Below are 17,799 nucleotides of genomic sequence, written 5' to 3' on the forward strand. Positions count from 1 at the left end.
CGAGTTCTCTTTTTTTATGAATAAAAAATAACGGTGATAACTGTTGCACATGCGATACCCATGCTGATATAAAAGCCAGCAAACCAAATATTCCACCGAGTGATACGGTAAGGGTTGACCTTCATCAAATCTGCCAATAAGGAGACAGAAACATTAAAAGGGCTAAACATAACAGTTGATGTGCCAGCAACGATCAGCATGATAGCGATGGGAAGAGCAGGCAGTTCATGAATGACAGGTGTCATCATGCTGACTAATAAAGCAAGCGAGACGAGCGGGTGAAAACCGCAAAGAGCGGTGATCAGAAAATACAACCCGATGACACAATAAACCCAAATGGCATGGTCTGCTATACTGACAATAAATGCTTGAATCGGCTGCATACTGTTTGTGGCAAGCAGCATATCGACAAAGAAGCCGGCACTTAAAAATAGACACATATAGTTGGAGAGCTGATTGGTTCTTTCTTTCCAATGAGGCACAGAGACCGCTATATATTGTTTTCTTTTTTTGATAACAGATGAGAATAATAGAGCAAATGGAATAATTGTCAGCACAACAGCAAATAGATAGCCTTTTCCAATCCATGCATCGACAAGTGAGACGGCTGTCATAAAACTAAGCAGCATGAAAGCGAGCTGAAGGGTTTTTCGCTTAATTCGATGAGGATTGGAGTTTGTTTGTGCTGACTGAATGATGTTTGGTAATCGTTTGCTTTGCCGAGAAAAAAGCATCCAATCTGCCGCCAGCACCACGATCATTAAACCAAAAGTAATGGGTGCAATTTGATAATATTTTAGTTTGGTTGCATCAATGGTGACGCTGACTAGCACTTCAACAGGACTCCAGCTTAAACATAATGCATATGACCTTAAGAGGTTGCGTGTATAAAGATGTTGCTGCACCTGTTTTTTTAGGGATTCCAGCGACGGTTTGAGTGATGTATATAGTAAGGGGATCGTCGCGATATTTAAAAACATGCCAAGAATATGAGTGACAAATGAACTCTTGCGATAAAGCTGGTTTGGACTCGTTGTATGTAGTGTGAGCAGTTTATTTAATTGTGTATCGAAATGTCCAACATGTATGAGAGAATGAATAAAAGGCAGCATGAAAAATAGAGAAAGCAAGCCTAGCATGGAATGAAAGTGAAGAACAAACGTATGCAATGGCTGGCCGGATAAGAAGAATAAGAACAAACCAATGATGAGAAACACAGCACCTGTTTTCAAATAAAGCCCACTGGCTTTCTTAAAAGAAATGGTGAGCGAGATAGCGGCCAGCAGACCAACAAAGTAGGAGAGTATGGGAGCAGGAAATAGTTGATGAACAATATATAAGCTAATCAGAAGTGTAAAAACGACCAGGTACATTCAAATATCTCCTCCATGAAACATCTTCAATTGATTTTATTCCGTCTAGTAGAATTTGTTTTCTTTTAGTGGAACATTTAAAATGGATTATAGCAAAATCGATCGTTTATGTCGATAAGAAATCAAAGGGGAAAAGGAGAAAGTGAACATGGCTGATAAGAAGTCAAAAGAAGAATCAGGACTGCGTACGGTTCAGCGCGCTTTGGATATTCTTTCTTGTTTTAGTGAAGAACGTCAAGAGCTGACGCTAACGGATATTTCAAAAGAGATGAATTTAGCAATGTCTACGACAACGAGACTGCTCAAGGCACTTGAAATGAATCATTTTGTGGAAAAGAATCAAGAAACAATGAAATACCGATTGGGTCAAAGGCTTTATCTCCTCGGGTACATTGCAGGGAAGTCCATTCAATTGAGAGAACTGGCTAAACCACTCATGTACGCACTTCGTGATGAAACAAAGGAAACCGTCAACCTGTATGTACTCGATTCAACAAGCAGGGTTTGTATTGAACAAGCGGAAGGGCTGCAATCGATTCGGCATCTTGTCAAGATTGGTGAGAAGCTGCCATTATACGCAGGTGCAGGCGGAAAGGTATTATTGGCATTTCAAAGTGAAGAATTTCAACAAAAAGTATTTGCGGCTGAGGCTGATCATGTGATGGGAGACGACTGGAAAAAGGAACGTAAACATATTCTTGACACGTATACTTCTTGCAGTATCGATGAACGAGAGGTAGGATCTGCGGCAGTAGCGGCACCAATCTTTAATATTCATGGGGAAGTGAAAGCTTGTTTATCCATATCTGGTCCAACCCATCGGTTTACTGAAGAAGTCATTCCCCAGTTGCAGCAAAAAGTGAAAGAACAAGCACAGAGGCTCTCTGAACAGCTCGGCTACGTCGTTAAACACAATTTTTAAGATGGTCTATCTTTTCGCGCTCCATTTATCATATAATAGAAACATTATGTAGCATTCCTTGTCGTAGGGAGGACGTGTCACGACCATGAAAATCAATAGAGAAATTCCTGTAAGACAGCGGAATATTGTCCTCATTGGCTTTATGGGTGTTGGAAAAACAACCATTGGGCAGCTGGTTGCCAAAAAGCTATATAGAGATTTTATTGATGTCGATCAGGAGATTGAGAAAAAGTACAACATGACGATTCCAGAGATGTTTCAGCAAAAAGGAGAAGCATTCTTCAGGCAGGCTGAAAAGGATTATATCGTCGATTTATGTGAACATACACAGCTCAAGATCGTTTCCCTTGGAGGCGGTGCATTCAAACAGGAAGAAATCAAACGCGCCTGCTTGAAGCATTGTACCGTTCTTTTCCTAGACCTGTCTTGGGAGAATTGGAAGCAGCGGCTGGATATTTTAATCGAAAATCGCCCTGTTCTTCACAACCGGACGCTTGATGAGATGAAAGAGCTGTTTGAAGAACGCCGGGAAATTTATTCTCTTCATAACTCCAGAGTGGAAACAGATCATTTAGAGGCTGAGGAAGTCGCCAATTATATTGTGGATACACTCAAGCTTGGCTGGGATTTATATTCGAAATAAAAAAAGTCTACCGTTTAGGGTAGACTTTTTTCTATTGATTCCTTTCCTCTTTGTACATATGATGATGTTTTGACAATCAAAATATTTTTATCCTTTATTTGGTGTATGGCCGTTCGGAAAAAGCGGTGATCCTACTTCAATCAGTTCATGATGATGAGGTTTTTGATATAGATCTTTTTCTTTTTTGAAAAAATAAAATAGTATCTAAAATTCTATAATAGTTTTTTGAATTATTATAATATTGAAAAAACAGTGTTGACATCTTTGTTGATGACATTCTATGATTGTTTACGTAAACGCTTACCGTAAACGTTTACTATAATCGAATGGGGAGGAATTTGTTGATGAAAAATAAAGAAAAATGGAGCGGTGTATTCCCGGCAGTCTTAATTCCTTTTAAAGATGACTATTCAATTGATGAACCTGCTTTTCGTAAGCTTGTTCGCTGGGTGGCGGAGCACGAAGGGATTAACGGGATTGTTGTCAATGGACATACTGGCGAGATTATGACTTTGCTGCCACATGAACGAGCTGAGGCTGTGCGCATTGCAGCCGACGAATTAAAGGGAGAGGTACCTGTCATTTCAGGGGTTTCAGCTGAAGGGACAATTGAAGCGATCCAACATGCAAAAGCAGTTCAAGAAGCTGGCGGAGAAGGTATTCTTCTCATGCCGCCGCATTCATGGCTGAGATTCGGTATGCAGCCTGAATCACCTGTCCAATTCTTTAAAGATGTTGCAGAAGCAATTGACATTTCAATCATCGTCCATCAATATCCAACATGGACAAAAACCTCTTATACAACCAGTCAATTATTAGAAATGTCCGAGATTCCAAACGTTGTCTCATTTAAAATCGGTCAAAGAGACATGGCACAATATGAAGTCGATGTGCGCGCACTAAAAAAGCATGCACCAGATGTATCGTTGCTCACATGTCACGATGAATATTTATTGCCAACATTAGTTCAAGGGATTGATGGGGCGCTTGTCGGTTTCGGCTGTTTTGTGCCGGATTTGATCGCTGAACTTGTCAAATGTGTGAAAGAACAAGACCTTGCAGCGGCTAATAAAGTGTACGATAGAATCTTTGAATTAAAGCATGCTGTGTATAAAATGGATGAACCTTCCTCTACCTCTCATCTGCGAATGAAGGAAGCGATGTTCCAGAGAGGTTTGATCAGCAGTTCGCTTGCGAGGAAGCCGGTATTACCTTTAACTCAAAAGGAAAAAGAAGAGATTCGTCAGGGCCTTCAAAGTGTTGGTTTGCTTAAGGAAAACGTCAGTAGATAACAGACCATTGATTTCATGATGAAGGTGAGTCAGGTTATAATAGAGTATAAAACAACAGACTCCCGGAGGTATGAAATGTGTCAGTAAGTATTAAAGATGTCGCATTGAAAGCAGGAGTATCTATAGCCTCTGTTTCCCGAGTATTAAGTGGTAAACCAGGAGTAGGTGCTCAAACGGCTGAAAGAATCAAACAAGTGATTGATGAGTTAGGCTACCGTCCTAATTTAGGAGCGAGAGGGCTCGTTAAAAGAAAGACTGGGAATATCGCTGTAGTGGTTCCTCGCGGTTCATATATTTTGAATAATCCATTCTTTTCAACGATTTTAGATGGAATAGCGAAGGAATTAGATGAGACCGAATTCAATATGCTGATGTCATTTACATCTGTACAACAGCAGCGATTACTTGAGACGCAGGCTGTAGATGGTGCCATTTTATTTTCTCCAAGAAATGAAGAATTGAGCATGGATTGGTTAAAAAGTTTGGCTATTCCCATTATCGTTGTCGGAAGTTACTTAGAGGATTCTCCATTTCCATGTGTCAGGCCAGATGATGAAGAAGGTGTTTGTCAATCTGTAACGGCCTTATTTGATAAAGGTCATCGAACCATTGGGCTGGTGAATGGTCCAATGAGTTCGATGCATAGTGTGAGGTATTACAAGGGGTACGAGCGTACACTGAAAAGTTTAGGATTAACAATGAACAAAGAGCTTGTGTTTGAGTTAGATGAATTTGATGGGGGAAAAGTAGTAGAAGTGGTTTCTCAATTTCTTCAAGGAAACCAGCACATGACTGGAGTTGTTTGCTCTTCAGATTTTTTGGCGATGGGGGTCATGAAAGCGGCAGATAACGCAAATGTGTCAATACCTCATGATTTGTCTGTCGTTGGTGCTGATGATGTGCCTATTGCAAGTTTTCTAACCCCTTCTTTATCTTCTGTTCATGTTGATTTAGTTGGAATGGGAAGAAAAGCTGTTTCTTTACTAACACAGTTATTGGAAGGAGAACAGTTAGAAGCGATGGAGCATATCTTCCCTATGTATTATATAGATCGTGGCACCACTGGAACGCCAAAAAAGAATTGATAGATGCTGAAAACTCGTATGAACGCTACAGAATTTCTCTTGATTTAAAATGTAAGCGATTTCTTTAGCGATCTTCGGCATGTACTTTTGCATCATTTCCTCTAATAAGGAGGAGATACTATGACGTTAGAACTCAGCGGAAATTCAAATTCTCACGGTGGGCAAGTTGTTGATAGAGCTTCACAACTATTGACTAGGATGGAAAGTGTACCTTTTTCGAGGTGGCATTTAAAACCTCGGATCATTATGGGATCTGCTACCTTTTTTGATGCTTTTGATGCGCTATCTTTAGCGTTTGTTCTCCCGGTTCTCATCGGAATGTGGAATTTGTCACCTGCTCAAATTGGCCTTCTTATTGGGTCTGGTTATATCGGACAAGCGATTGGTGCTATTTTCTTTGGATGGTTAGCAGAAAGGCGCGGCCGTGTATTTAGTGCAAAGTGGACGGTGTTCCTCATGTCTATTATGAGTATCGCATGTGTATTTTCAGGTAATTTTATGGCCCTTTTTATTTTCCGTTTTATACAAGGAATTGGAGTTGGAGGAGAGGTGCCGGTAGCAGCCTCATATATTAATGAGTTGTCTAGAGCCCAAGGAAGAGGTAGATTTTTTATGCTTTATGAGATGATTTTTCCATTAGGATTAATGATCTCAGCTCAAATTGGCGCATTTGTCGTACCTAGCTTTGGGTGGAAATGGATGTTCTTGATTGGAGGCATTGGAGGTTTAATCGTCTTTGTATTCTTTTTCATGCTGCGTGAATCGCCAAGGTGGCTTATTTCGAAAGGCAGGTTAGATGAAGCCGAAAGAATTATTGAAGAAATTGAAGCTAGTACTGACAAACGAATGCCTGTCGCAAATCAAGTATCCAGCAGTACTGAAAAGGGCGACTGGAAAGAGCTATTTTCAACTTTTTACCGTAAGAGAACATTGATCGTATGGGGACTATGGTTTTCTGCCTACTTTGTATCGAATGGTTTAAATAACTGGTTACCGAGTCTTTATAATACTGTTTACCATTTGCCAGTCGGAGATTCATTAAGGGCAGCATCTCTCACAAATATTTTACAGACCATAGGGGTATTCGCTTGTGCATTTTTAATTGATAAAGTAGGACGGAAGCGCTGGGCAACCATTGCATTTGTATTAACAGGTGTTTTATTAACGGCTTTATGGATCAGCGGAGCGACTTCTCCAGAAAGCGTCATCTATTTAGGGTCTGCTGCTTACGGAATGATGGGAACAATTACAGTTCTTCTCTATCTATATACACCTGAAATTTATCCAACACGTATGAGGGTGATTGGAACGGCATTTGCTACAGCGTGGCTTAGGCTGGCCTCAGCGATCGCTCCTATTATGATAGGTTTTATTTTAGAGGTAAGCGGTGTTTCAACTATTTTTATTCTTTTTGCAAGTGTGACTGTAGTGGGAGCAATTCTTGCTTTTAAAATGATAGAAACGCGCGAGAAAGTATTAGAGGATATTGCACCGTAAGTTACGTTTGCAGTAAAGAACTTATTCCAACGAGGGTAGGTTCTTTTTTTATTCAGAGAATCTAAAATGCCTAACCTATCTCCGTTCATTTAACATATAATAGAAACATGATGTAGCCCTCCTTGTCATGAGGAGGGACGTGTCACGAACGTAAAAAGCAATACAAGTGAGACAGTGAAGATGTATATTTGAAATAAAAAAGTCTACCGTTTAGGGTAGACTTTTTTCTATCAGTTTAATGCTTGATTCCTTGAAGCAATGCAGCTTTTAAACAGAAAGAAATGGGCTGATGCTGTGCATCGAATTGAAGCTGAAACAGCTGCTTTGTGTCAGGGTCTGCGGCTTGAAGGTGGGAAACGATCTCCTTTTGAACGTTCTCTGGTGTGCGTCCACGTATAATCCAGTCCTGATAATCAATGTGCAGATCCCAGTAACGAATCTCGTTTTGAGTCAATTGGTTTGCTACGAAAAGCTCTTTCCATTCTGATAACGAGCTTTCTCGCACATGAGAGGGATCTCTCAGTCTATTTAAGTGATTAATAAATGAATCCTGTGCAGTGTTTTCAGGTGCATAATGATCGACGAGCAGAAATTGGCCGCCTTTTTTTAAGACTCGGCTGATTTCAGACATGGCTGCCGGAAGGTCTGGAAAATGGTGAGCGGCAAATCGGCACGTCACTAAATCAAATGATTCATCAGAGAAGGGCAATGCTTCTGCGGCTGCCTGCTCAAAAGTAATGTGGGTCAGCTGGCGTTCTTCAGCAAGTGCTTCAGCAACCTCGATCATCTTTTGTGTGACATCAATACCGATTCCTTTAGAGATGACGTCTGAAAAGGAAAAAACGGTATGTCCTGCCGCACAGCCAATATCAAGTAAATGCTCATCTCCCTTCGCATTTGCTGTTGTTTTCATCCATTCCAGCTCTTCTCCAGCAGCAAATATAGGTGAATCTCGATAGTTCTCGGCATTTTGTGAGAATTGGTTCTCTGCTTTAGCATATGGATTCATTTCTTTTCCCCCTTTGTGGTCTCTTTATCGTAGAATTCCTTCTGTTATTTGTCTAAGACATAAAAGATATGGCATGAATAGTTAAAACCTATGAGGTGATGAAAGTGGATATACGAATGATGGAATATGTCATAGAAGTGTACCGGCAGCAAAGTTTTACAAAAGCAGCGGATCAACTTCATATTGCACAGCCTTCTCTAAGCCAGCAAATAAAGAAGCTGGAAGAGGAATTAGACACACCACTATTTATTCGAAAATATGGACAAGTAACGCCCACACCTCAAGGGAGACGATTCATTAAAAGGGCTGAGAATATTTTGAAGGAAAGAGATGATTTGCTGCGTGAAATGGGAGAAGCAGCTTATGAAATCGGGAAAGAGCTGAACATTGGAGCGCCAGCAGTGACAGGGGTATATGTCTTGCCCGGTTTATTAAAAACCTTTTGTCAAACGTATCCTCATGTTCACGTTCAACTGATAGAAGAGTCTCCGCGTGAGCTCGAAAAACTTCTATTGGCTGGAAAGCTGGATTTGGCTATTTTATCGATGCCTGTCGAGCACGAATCATTGAAAACGAAACAAATGCTGACAGAGCCGCTCCTTCTTGCAGTTCCGCAAGCTGCTCAGCCCTGGTTATCAGAGGCATTGAACGAGATCATTGAGCAGGCAGGGCAAAAAGAGACCGGTCACGAAATCGTTCCCTTTCGGCTTCTTGAAGGTATCCCATTTATTTTGTTGAAAGAGGGATACGGTTTTCGGCAAGTGGTCACAGAACTGTGCCGTCATCACGGTTTTCAGCCAAAAGTGGCTTTTGAAACAAGCCATATTCAAACAGCACAGGCATTGGTCAAAAACGAACTAGGGGTGACCGTTGTGCCGAAAATGGTGGCACAAGAGGATAGGAACCAAGTCACTTATTTGCAAATTGATTCATGCCCAACCCGCACACTTGTGTTTGCATATGTGGAAGAAAGGTATTTAACGAAAGCCGCTCAAGCCTTCATGGACCTATATCAGAATCAAGGGAAAGCTTAAACAAACGTTTAATTAAACGCAAAAAGCAGGGGAGCACCCTGCTTTAAGATTGGTGACAAAGGGCTAAAATGATCTAGATTTTAGCCCTTTGTCTTCTTTTCAGCATGATAGAAAACCTTTGCAGTTTAGGAAGGACGAGCACCGGAACGGAGCGAATTTGACATTCGTGAGTACCGGCGCGCAGACCTGACAAAGAATGCGAGGGTTTGTCTACACGCTGAAAGCAGGGGAGCACCCTGCTTTTTAATATAAGTCCAGACGCTGATCCGTCATAACCGGAATTTGCTGCCTGACTTCATCCACTAGCTGAAGATCAATTTCCGCATAATAAATGTCTTCGTCATCGCTTGTTTCAAGCAGTATGCGGCCGAGTGGATCAATCACCATGGAGTGTCCAGGGAATTCTGTGTCTCTGCTTGTGCCTGTTCTGTTTACAGCAATCATAAATGACTGGTTTTCAATCGCTCTTGCGATGAGCAGGCTGCGCCAATGGTCCACTCTTGCTGACGGCCATTGCGCCGTATTGACGAGCACCTTCGCTCCTTTGTTCACAAGTGTTCTGGAAAGCTGCGGGAAGCGGAGGTCATAGCAAATCATCGCACCAATCGTTACATCTTCACCATAGTCAAATAAACCAAGCTGATCACCAGCGGTTAAATAATTGTGCTCATCCATTAAGCGGAATAAATGAATTTTATCATAATCTAACACAAGCTCACCTTGGCGGTTAAAGACATACATCGTGTTGGTGATGTTTTCATCTTCTGTCCGCTTATTTAATACACTGCCTGCGATGAGATACACCTGATGCTTACGGGCAAAGGAGGAAAAGAGCTGTATTGTGCGTTCACCGTTTACATCCGCAAGCTGATCGGCTTGCTCAAGGGCGTAGCCGGTATTCCACATTTCGGGTAAAATGATCAGATCCGGCTGCTCGCGGACCGCTTCTTCTAAAAAAGCTTCTGCTTTTTTAAAATTCACTTCAGGTTCTCCAATTTGTACGTCCATTTGGACAAGGGTGATTTTCATAGGGATTCCTCCTTTTTTCGCTATATGTCATGTGAAAATTCATGAACGATCGATCATCTTCATGAATATATTGTAAAGGATGATTCTGTCTGAGAACATCTAGTCTTTATGGTCAGTTTCTTTATCATAAAGGTTTCCATCATCTTTGCCAATAGAAATGTCAGAAGGTTTTGTTAAATGACTTTCTCAATCAAGAAATGAGTGGTATGATATATATAACTAATAAAACAAAGGGGAATAGTAGGATATGCAATTGTTCGATTTATCATTAGAAGATCTAAAAAAATATAAACCAAAGAAAACAGCACGTCCTGATTTCTCAGACTTTTGGAAGGCATCGCTTGAAGAACTGCGTCAAGTGAAGGCAGATCCAGCGCTTGAACCTTATGACTATCCAGTGAAAGGGGTCAAGGTGTACCGCCTGACGTATCAAAGCTTTGGGCATTCTCGAATTGAAGGCTGGTACGCGGTACCAGATCAATCAGGTCCGCATCCAGCGCTCGTTCGTTTTCATGGCTATAATGCCAGCTATGATGGCGGCATTCACGACATTGTCAACTGGGCGCTGCATGGCTATGCGACATTTGGTATGCTCGTCCGCGGTCAAGGCGGCAGTGAAGATACGTCAGTGACACCAGGCGGTCACGCTTTGGGATGGATGACAAAAGGCATTTTATCAAAGGAAACCTACTATTATCGAGGTGTTTATTTAGATGCGGTTCGTGCACTCGAAGTCATTCAGTCCTTCCCGGAAGTGGATAAACAACGGATCGGCGTGATTGGCGGAAGCCAAGGAGGCGCATTAGCGGTAGCCGCTGCAGCCCTTTCAGACATTTCGAAGGTCGTCGTGGCAGATTACCCTTACTTATCAAACTTCGAGCGTGCAGTGGATGTGGCATTGGAGCAGCCTTATTTAGAAATCAATTCGTACTTTCGGAGAAATAGTGATCCGGAAGTGGAAGAAAAGGCATTTGAGACATTAAGCTATTTTGATTTAATCAATCTAGCTGGATGGGTCAAACAGCCAACATTGATGGCGATCGGGCTGATTGACAAAATAACCCCGCCATCTACTGTGTTTGCGGCATACAACCATTTAGAAACAGAAAAAGACCTGAAGATATATCGCTATTTTGGACACGAATTTATCCCGGCGTTTCAAACAGAGAAGCTCGCCTTCTTACAAAAGCACTTGCTCAAATAAAAAAACAAAGAGGCCGCTCTAGGAGGGCCTCTTTTTTAATAACTCGTATTCTGCCTCGTTTTTTCATCAGGCACTAACGCTGTGATAATGAGGGCAAGAGCTGTGATGATATGCAGGATGAATCCGAGTATCGGAATCCAGGCGAGGCAGGATGTGATAATCCCAATGATGCTGCCAATCATTGGTCCTTGGTCTCGCTTCGATAAGACGAGTGTGATAATATGCAGGATAAGCATGACCATGAGCGGTGAATAGCCATTGCTAATAATAAATAGTCCTCCGATGACAGGGATGGCAAGACAGGCTTCAAAAATCCCGGTGATCCATTTCATGATGCGAGATATAGACATGAGATCCAACTCCTTTTTCATATATGTCTTATTCGTATTTTACCAAATCGTGATGAAGTCATGCAGATTTCTATAGAAAGAGTTGATGGTTGATGAGAGAGAGAATCAAGGAAGAGCTGAAAATCATCGAAGAAACGTATGACGTCAAGATTTGCCTCGCGGTCGAATCAGGCAGCAGAGCATGGGGATTCCCTTCGACTGATAGTGACTACGATGTTCGTTTTTTATATGTGCCTCGAAAAGAATGGTATTGGGCGATGGAAGAGCATCGTGATGTCATTGAACGGCCGATTGATGACATGCTTGATATCAGCGGCTGGGAGCTTAGAAAGGCACTTCGCTTATTCAATAAATCGAATCCGTCCATCATGGAATGGCTGTCTTCTGACATCATCTATGCTGAATCCTTCTCTTTGGCAAAGCAGCTAAGAGAATTAAAGGATCGAGCGTTTTATCCCGCAGCATTGATGTATCATTACCTCAATATGGCGAAGCGGAATGAAAGCAGGCATTTACGAGGAGAGCAGGTGCGAATCAAGAAGTATTTCTATGTGCTTCGTCCGCTACTTGCCTGTCAGTGGATTGAACGCTACCGGACGGTTCCGCCGATGGACTTTCTTGAACTGCTCGAGGAACTAGTGGAGGAAGGACCGCTTTTAGCGGAAATCCATGAGCTGCTCAAACGTAAAATGGACGGCGAAGAAATGGATGTAGAAAACCGCCTCGCTTATGTCCATCCATTTATCGACAAAGAGATCGAGCGATTTGATGAATTGGTGAAAAGCTACAATCAGCCGAAAGACAACCTGATGCAAGAATTAAATGAGCTGCTGCAGTCTACCCTTGATGAGGTGTGGGCGTAAGCAGGGAAGAGCCAGCCGGATCGCGGCAGGCTCTTTTTTATCTGTTATTGTGATAAAACCACAAAAAAAGTCAGAATTTTTGTCATCTTCAAATATTGTAGCGGACAGCTTATGAGCCTTACAATAAAGACATAGCTTACAAAGAGTGGGAGGTGCCCTTTATGGAGTCGGTCACAAGAAATTTCTTCTTGTTTTTGTCAAAGAGCAGTCTCTTGAACCATATTGCTCGTAATTGGGGAAGTGCTGTTGCATCTAAGAAAATCATCGGAGGGAAGGACTTTGAGAGTGCCATCCCTGTCATCAAACGATTAAATGACCAAGGAATGGCTGTGACAGTTGATCACCTTGGTGAGTTTGTCACAAAGGCAGAGATTGCAAATGAACGGACGATTGAGTGTATTCAAACCATTCAGCGGATTGCAGAGGCGGGACTCAATTCTCACGTGTCACTCAAAATGACATCCCTTGGCCTGGATATTGACGATGACCTTGTGTATCGCAATATGAAAAGGATTTTAGATACGGCAGAGAAGCACCGTATCATGGTGACAATCGATATGGAGGATGAACAGCGCTGTCAAAAAACGCTGGACATTTTTAAAGAGATGAAATCTCAATATGAGTATGTCAGTACGGTCTTGCAGGCGTATTTGTACAGAACAGAAAAGGATCTTGATGACCTAAATAAGCTGCAGCCATTTTTAAGACTTGTAAAGGGTGCCTATAAGGAATCCGCCGAAGTGGCGTATCCAAACAAAAAAGACGTCGATCAGAATTATCAAAAGCTGATCGAAAAGCAATTGCTCTCAGGGAACTATACAGCCATTGCGACACATGACGATCGAATGATTGAGTTCACGAAAAATATTGTGAAAAAACACAATATACAGACAAGTCAGTTCGAATTTCAAATGCTGTACGGCATGAGATCAGAAACGCAGCAAGCACTTGTGAAAGAAGGCTATCAAATGAGGGTCTATACGCCGTATGGACGAGAGTGGTATGGCTACTACATGAGACGTCTTGCAGAACGGCCGGCAAACATTGCCTTTGCTTTAAAAGGAATGACGAAAAAATAATTTGAAACGGGAGCGTGACAAAAATGACAACACCTTACAAGCATGAACCATTCACGGATTTTAGCCAGGAAGAAAACCGCAAAGCGTTTGAACAAGCATTAGCTAAAGTAACAGAATCACTTGGTCAAACCTATCCGCTCGTGATTAATGGAGAAAGAATTGAAACGAAGGACAAGATTGTTTCAATCAATCCAGCGAAAAAGGATGAAGTGGTTGGAACTGTATCAAAGGCCGGGAAGGAAGAGGCAGAACAAGCGGTTCAAGCAGCAGCGAAAGCATTTGAAACATGGCGCTATACGTCTCCTGAAGAAAGAGCAGGCGTATTATTCCGTGCTGCGGCAAGCATTCGCCGTAAAAAGCATGAGTATTCAGCCCTTCTTGTAAAAGAAGCAGGTAAGCCTTGGAATGAAGCGGATGCAGATACAGCAGAAGCGATTGACTTCCTAGAGTATTACGCTCGTCAAATGCTGGAGCTGGCGAAAGGCAAACCAGTGAACAGCCGCGAAGGGGAACGCAATCAATATGTGTACACACCAACTGGCGTGACACTCGTCATTCCGCCGTGGAACTTCTTATTTGCCATCATGGCAGGAACAACAGTAGCGCCAATCGTCACTGGGAATACAGTTGTTTTAAAACCAGCAAGTGCGACGCCTGTCATTGCAGCCCGTTTTGTGGAAGAGCTTGAGCGAGCCGGTCTTCCAAAGGGTGTTGTCAACTTTGTACCTGGAAGCGGAGCAGAAGTTGGGGATTACTTAGTAGATCATCCGAAAACAAGTCTGATTACATTCACTGGATCAAGAGAAGTAGGGACACGTATCTTTGAACGCGCGGCAAAAGTGCAGCCAGGCCAGCAGCATTTAAAACGTGTCATTGCTGAAATGGGCGGTAAGGATACAGTAGTTGTTGATGCGGATGCAGATGTTGAATTAGCGGCTAATGCCATTTTCACATCAGCCTTCGGGTTTTCAGGTCAAAAATGTTCAGCTGGATCGCGGGCAGTCGTCCATGAGAAGCTGTATGACCAAGTGGTTGAGCGAGTGAAGGAAATCACAGAAACGAAAACAACAGCCAATCCGCTTTCTGCGGATGTTTACATGGGACCTGTCATTGATCAAGCGTCCTTTGACAAGATCACGGATTATATCGAGGTTGGCAAACAGGAAGGCTGCTTAATCACTGGCGGAACGAGTGATGATTCGGAAGGATACTTTATCCACCCGACCATTTTTGCAGATCTTGAGCCGACTTCTCGTTTAATGCAAGAAGAAATCTTTGGACCAGTGTTGGCTTTCTCGAAAGTCTCAAGCTTTGATGAAGCACTTGAGGTAGCCAATAACACAGAATACGGTTTAACAGGTGCTGTCATTACGAATAATCGTGATCACATCAACCGTGCGAAGCAGGAGTTCCATGTGGGGAACCTTTACTTTAACCGTAACTGCACAGGTGCCATCGTTGGTTACCACCCATTCGGCGGCTTCAAAATGTCAGGAACGGATTCAAAAGCAGGCGGTCCAGATTACCTAGCTCTGCACATGCAGGCAAAAACGATTAGTGAAATGTTTTAATATGGAAAAAGCATGAACCTGAACTGATGGGTTCATGCTTTTTTTGCCTGTCTGCGACTTGTTTCTATACAAATCTGACTGGAAAGAAGTATGATAAATGTATCACTTAATCAGGGAGCAATCGGGATGGAAGAGATATTAGAAAAGCTTCATACATTTTTTGATGTCGATAAATTAATTGCATTTATTAGCGGATATTTAAAGAAGCCAGTCATTTTAGAAAGCACAGAGTGTCAGCTCCTTGCTTATAATTCTTACAGCATTCAGCAGTTTGACCCAGTCAATCAGCAAACGATTTTCTCAAAGGAATGCCCGGGATCTGTGGTCGATTGGTTAAAGAAAACAGGGGTAATCGAGCGACTTTTCGCGGAATCAAAGCCTTTTTATGTGAGCGGTCATGACGAGCTCGGATTTAATCGGCGGGTGGCTGTGAGCGCCAAGCATAAACAAGAGGTAGTAGGCTTTATTTGGGTCCAAGACATTGAGGACTCCCTCTCTCAGGAGGAGCTGCAATTTTTACACGAGGCTTCCTTTCAGGTTGGAAAAGTGATATATAAGAATAAGAAACAGCTTGAGAAAAAGGAAGGCAAGATTGAAGAGTTTTTCAAAAAGGTCATGGATGATCATTTTTATACAGAAGAAGAGCTGAAATGGGAGGCTGAGAACTTAAGCATTCCACTGCCAGCCGTATTTACCGTTATGGTCGTGCACGCTGCCGATAACAAAAGTGAGACGGCAGAAGATGTGAAGGATGTCATTCGAACGTATTTGCAGCTAGAGGATAAAGTGAATCACGTCTATTCGGTTCAAGCAGATATCGTGGTTATATTAGGCAGCCTGTCAGATCGGCACTCACCGAAAGCGACTGCCGCTGATGTCATCGCACATCTGCAATCGAAAACGCATGCACATCCTTCTCCTTTGTATATCGGAATGGGAAGAGAGTATCGTGATGTCATGAAAATGAGTACAAGTCGATTTGAAGCGATAGAGGTCGTCAAGGCAGTGAAAATTGTTGGAGGACAAGACCTGATTCCATATGATTATGAGAATTTAGGGGTCTTCCGGTTTTTAGACTCCATTTACAGCCATCAAAAAAAGAAAAACGACTTCAATCCAGATTTGTTACGTTTGAAGGAAAAAGACCGCGAAAGTCAAACTTCGTTTTTAAAAACGCTTGAAGTCTACTTATTGAATAACTGCAAGTTAAAGCCAGCAGCGGAGCAGTTGTTTATTCATCAAAATACATTAAACTATCGAATGAAACAAATTTTTGACATGACGTCGATCGACTTAAGTCATTTTAGCCAGCGATGTGAGTTATTTATTGAATTGATGCTGATGAAAAAAGATCAATAATATATGATGGAATCCGCAGGTGCACGGATCACCTGCGGATTTTCATGTGAAATGCGAAAATGGCATACAACTGATGTATTTCGTTGTATGATAGATAAAGATTTTATGAGAAAAATGAAAGGGGGGCCACCTTTGGGTTCAGTCACCTTAGCCATTTTGATTTTCATCATGACCCTCGTCCTTGTCATTTGGCAGCCAGGACGTGTCACCATAGGATGGTCAGCATGTGGGGGTGCCATTCTTGCGCTTGCCTTTGGCGTCGTTCATCTAGGCGATGTATGGGAAGTTACGCAAATTGTATGGAACGCCACCTTTGCTTTTATTGGTATTATTATCATTTCGTTAATTTTAGATGAGATCGGTTTTTTTGAGTGGGCTGCACTGCATATGGCAAAAGCTGCAAGAGGCAACGGTGTCCGCATGTTTATTTATTTAACATTGCTCGGCGCTGTTGTGGCTGCTTTTTTTGCAAACGATGGAGCGGCACTGATTTTGACCCCAATCGTCTTATCTGTCGTGAGAGCGTTGAAGCTGGATGAGCGCATGGTGCTACCTTTTGTGATGGCAAGCGGCTTTATTGCAGATACAACCTCCTTGCCATTTGTCATTAGTAACCTGGTCAATATCGTATCAGCCGACTATTTTCATATTGGTTTTCTAGAATATACAGCGAATATGTTCGTGCCAAACCTTGTGTCGCTTGGAGCGAGCATGCTGGTTCTGTATGTGTTTTACCGAAAACTTATCCCAAAAACCTACGATCTGTCACAGGCGAAAGAGCCGGCATCAGCTATTCGAGATATCCGTATGTTCCGTTTGTCTTGGTATGTGCTTGGCTGTCTGCTTGTTGGTTATTTTGCGGGCGAGCTGATCGGTGTTCCAGTGTCTATTATTGTAGGCGGGATTGCCCTTGCTTTCTTGTGGCTGGCGAGAAGAAGTCCGCAAGTGGCGACAAAGCGAGTGATCAAAGAAGCGCCGTGGTCCATTGTGTTTTTCTCGATCGGTATGTATGTCGTCGTATATGGATTGAAAAATGTTGGCCTTACTGAAATATTGGCGGCATGGATCGAGCAAGGGGCATCACATGGCCTGCTTGCAGGAACGATGTTTATGGGTGTACTTGCCGCAGTGCTGTCCTCTGTGATGAACAATCTGCCGACTGTTTTAATTGATGCGATTGCCATTGGACATACAGATACAGCAGGTGTCATGAGAGACGGGCTGATTTATGCCAATGTTATCGGCTCCAACCTTGGACCGAAAATGACCCCAATCGGCTCATTGGCGACATTGCTGTGGCTTCATGTCTTAAAGAAAAAAGGCGTTCATATCTCTTGGGGGGCTTACATGAAAGCCGGAATCATCCTGACCATCCCAACCTTGATCCTCACTTTACTCGGATTATATGTGTGGTTATGGCTTATTCATTAATTATCGTGTAGAACAAACCCTCGCATTCGCCCGCAGGTCTGCGCTCCGGTGCTTAGGG

The 17,799-nt window shown here is 42.5% G+C and carries 16 protein-coding genes; 12 read left to right on the forward strand and 4 right to left on the reverse strand.

What is annotated here, in order from left to right; translation table 11 throughout:
• Nucleotides 1–14: 14 nt before the first annotated feature.
• On the reverse strand, nucleotides 15–1,373 hold the full coding sequence (locus ACN6NB_RS01655; protein ID WP_059374385.1) for a hypothetical protein: 1,359 nt from the start codon (nucleotides 1,371–1,373) through the stop codon (nucleotides 15–17).
• A 148-nt stretch (nucleotides 1,374–1,521) separates the two neighbouring features.
• Here ACN6NB_RS01655 and ACN6NB_RS01660 point away from each other — a divergent pair, with 148 nt between their 5' ends.
• The 5 genes from ACN6NB_RS01660 to ACN6NB_RS01680 all read left to right on the forward strand — a co-directional run bounded on the left by ACN6NB_RS01660 (nucleotide 1,522) and on the right by ACN6NB_RS01680 (nucleotide 6,812).
• Complete coding sequence (locus ACN6NB_RS01660; protein ID WP_039176354.1) at nucleotides 1,522–2,295, forward strand: IclR family transcriptional regulator; 774 nt, start codon at nucleotides 1,522–1,524, stop codon at nucleotides 2,293–2,295.
• Nucleotides 2,296–2,380: 85 nt separating this feature from the next.
• Complete coding sequence (locus ACN6NB_RS01665; protein ID WP_003214270.1) at nucleotides 2,381–2,938, forward strand: shikimate kinase; 558 nt, start codon at nucleotides 2,381–2,383, stop codon at nucleotides 2,936–2,938.
• A 344-nt stretch (nucleotides 2,939–3,282) separates the two neighbouring features.
• Entirely contained in the window at nucleotides 3,283–4,230 is a 948-nt protein-coding gene (locus tag ACN6NB_RS01670; RefSeq protein ID WP_064498636.1) for a dihydrodipicolinate synthase family protein, read from the forward strand.
• A 77-nt stretch (nucleotides 4,231–4,307) separates the two neighbouring features.
• Nucleotides 4,308–5,315, forward strand: a complete 1,008-nt coding sequence (locus tag ACN6NB_RS01675) for a LacI family DNA-binding transcriptional regulator (RefSeq protein ID WP_039176360.1) — start codon at nucleotides 4,308–4,310, stop codon at nucleotides 5,313–5,315.
• 120 nt (nucleotides 5,316–5,435) lie between these two features.
• Nucleotides 5,436–6,812 carry an MFS transporter gene (locus tag ACN6NB_RS01680; protein ID WP_039176363.1) on the forward strand — a complete coding sequence of 459 codons (1,377 nt, stop codon included), beginning with the start codon at nucleotides 5,436–5,438 and terminating at the stop codon, nucleotides 6,810–6,812.
• A gap of 235 nt (nucleotides 6,813–7,047) precedes the next feature.
• Here ACN6NB_RS01680 and ACN6NB_RS01685 read toward each other — a convergent pair whose 3' ends face one another.
• The gene (locus ACN6NB_RS01685; protein WP_327842389.1) at nucleotides 7,048–7,821 is read right to left on the reverse strand and encodes a class I SAM-dependent methyltransferase; all 774 of its coding nucleotides are present in this window, start codon (nucleotides 7,819–7,821) and stop codon (nucleotides 7,048–7,050) included.
• Nucleotides 7,822–7,937: 116 nt separating this feature from the next.
• On the opposite strand from ACN6NB_RS01685, the gene ACN6NB_RS01690 reads away from it, so the two are divergent.
• Nucleotides 7,938–8,855 (forward strand): LysR family transcriptional regulator, encoded by a 918-nt coding sequence (locus ACN6NB_RS01690; protein WP_474253219.1) that lies wholly within the window; start codon nucleotides 7,938–7,940, stop codon nucleotides 8,853–8,855.
• A gap of 243 nt (nucleotides 8,856–9,098) precedes the next feature.
• Here ACN6NB_RS01690 and ACN6NB_RS01695 read toward each other — a convergent pair whose 3' ends face one another.
• Nucleotides 9,099–9,884 carry a carbon-nitrogen family hydrolase gene (locus tag ACN6NB_RS01695; RefSeq protein WP_059374391.1) on the reverse strand — a complete coding sequence of 262 codons (786 nt, stop codon included), beginning with the start codon at nucleotides 9,882–9,884 and terminating at the stop codon, nucleotides 9,099–9,101.
• Nucleotides 9,885–10,131: 247 nt separating this feature from the next.
• Here ACN6NB_RS01695 and ACN6NB_RS01700 point away from each other — a divergent pair, with 247 nt between their 5' ends.
• Nucleotides 10,132–11,088, forward strand: coding sequence for an acetylxylan esterase (locus ACN6NB_RS01700; RefSeq protein WP_059374393.1), 957 nt, complete (start codon nucleotides 10,132–10,134; stop codon nucleotides 11,086–11,088).
• Between the two features lie 35 nt (nucleotides 11,089–11,123).
• Here ACN6NB_RS01700 and ACN6NB_RS01705 read toward each other — a convergent pair whose 3' ends face one another.
• On the reverse strand, nucleotides 11,124–11,438 hold the full coding sequence (locus ACN6NB_RS01705; RefSeq protein ID WP_024424319.1) for a hypothetical protein: 315 nt from the start codon (nucleotides 11,436–11,438) through the stop codon (nucleotides 11,124–11,126).
• 92 nt (nucleotides 11,439–11,530) lie between these two features.
• On the opposite strand from ACN6NB_RS01705, the gene ACN6NB_RS01710 reads away from it, so the two are divergent.
• From ACN6NB_RS01710 to ACN6NB_RS01730, 5 genes are all read left to right on the forward strand, one after another.
• Nucleotides 11,531–12,301, forward strand: coding sequence for a nucleotidyltransferase domain-containing protein (locus tag ACN6NB_RS01710; RefSeq protein WP_474253202.1), 771 nt, complete (start codon nucleotides 11,531–11,533; stop codon nucleotides 12,299–12,301).
• A gap of 161 nt (nucleotides 12,302–12,462) precedes the next feature.
• The gene (locus tag ACN6NB_RS01715) at nucleotides 12,463–13,380 is read left to right on the forward strand and encodes a proline dehydrogenase (protein ID WP_338527795.1); all 918 of its coding nucleotides are present in this window, start codon (nucleotides 12,463–12,465) and stop codon (nucleotides 13,378–13,380) included.
• A gap of 23 nt (nucleotides 13,381–13,403) precedes the next feature.
• On the forward strand, nucleotides 13,404–14,951 hold the full coding sequence (gene pruA, locus ACN6NB_RS01720) for an L-glutamate gamma-semialdehyde dehydrogenase (protein ID WP_474253203.1): 1,548 nt from the start codon (nucleotides 13,404–13,406) through the stop codon (nucleotides 14,949–14,951).
• Between the two features lie 126 nt (nucleotides 14,952–15,077).
• Nucleotides 15,078–16,310: a PucR family transcriptional regulator gene (locus ACN6NB_RS01725; protein ID WP_144464081.1), complete on the forward strand. Its 1,233-nt coding sequence runs from the start codon at nucleotides 15,078–15,080 to the stop codon at nucleotides 16,308–16,310.
• Nucleotides 16,311–16,442: 132 nt separating this feature from the next.
• The gene (locus ACN6NB_RS01730) at nucleotides 16,443–17,741 is read left to right on the forward strand and encodes an arsenic transporter (RefSeq protein ID WP_039176390.1); all 1,299 of its coding nucleotides are present in this window, start codon (nucleotides 16,443–16,445) and stop codon (nucleotides 17,739–17,741) included.
• Nucleotides 17,742–17,799 lie beyond the last annotated feature (58 nt).

The organism is Bacillus sp. 11B20 (genome assembly GCF_056098985.1).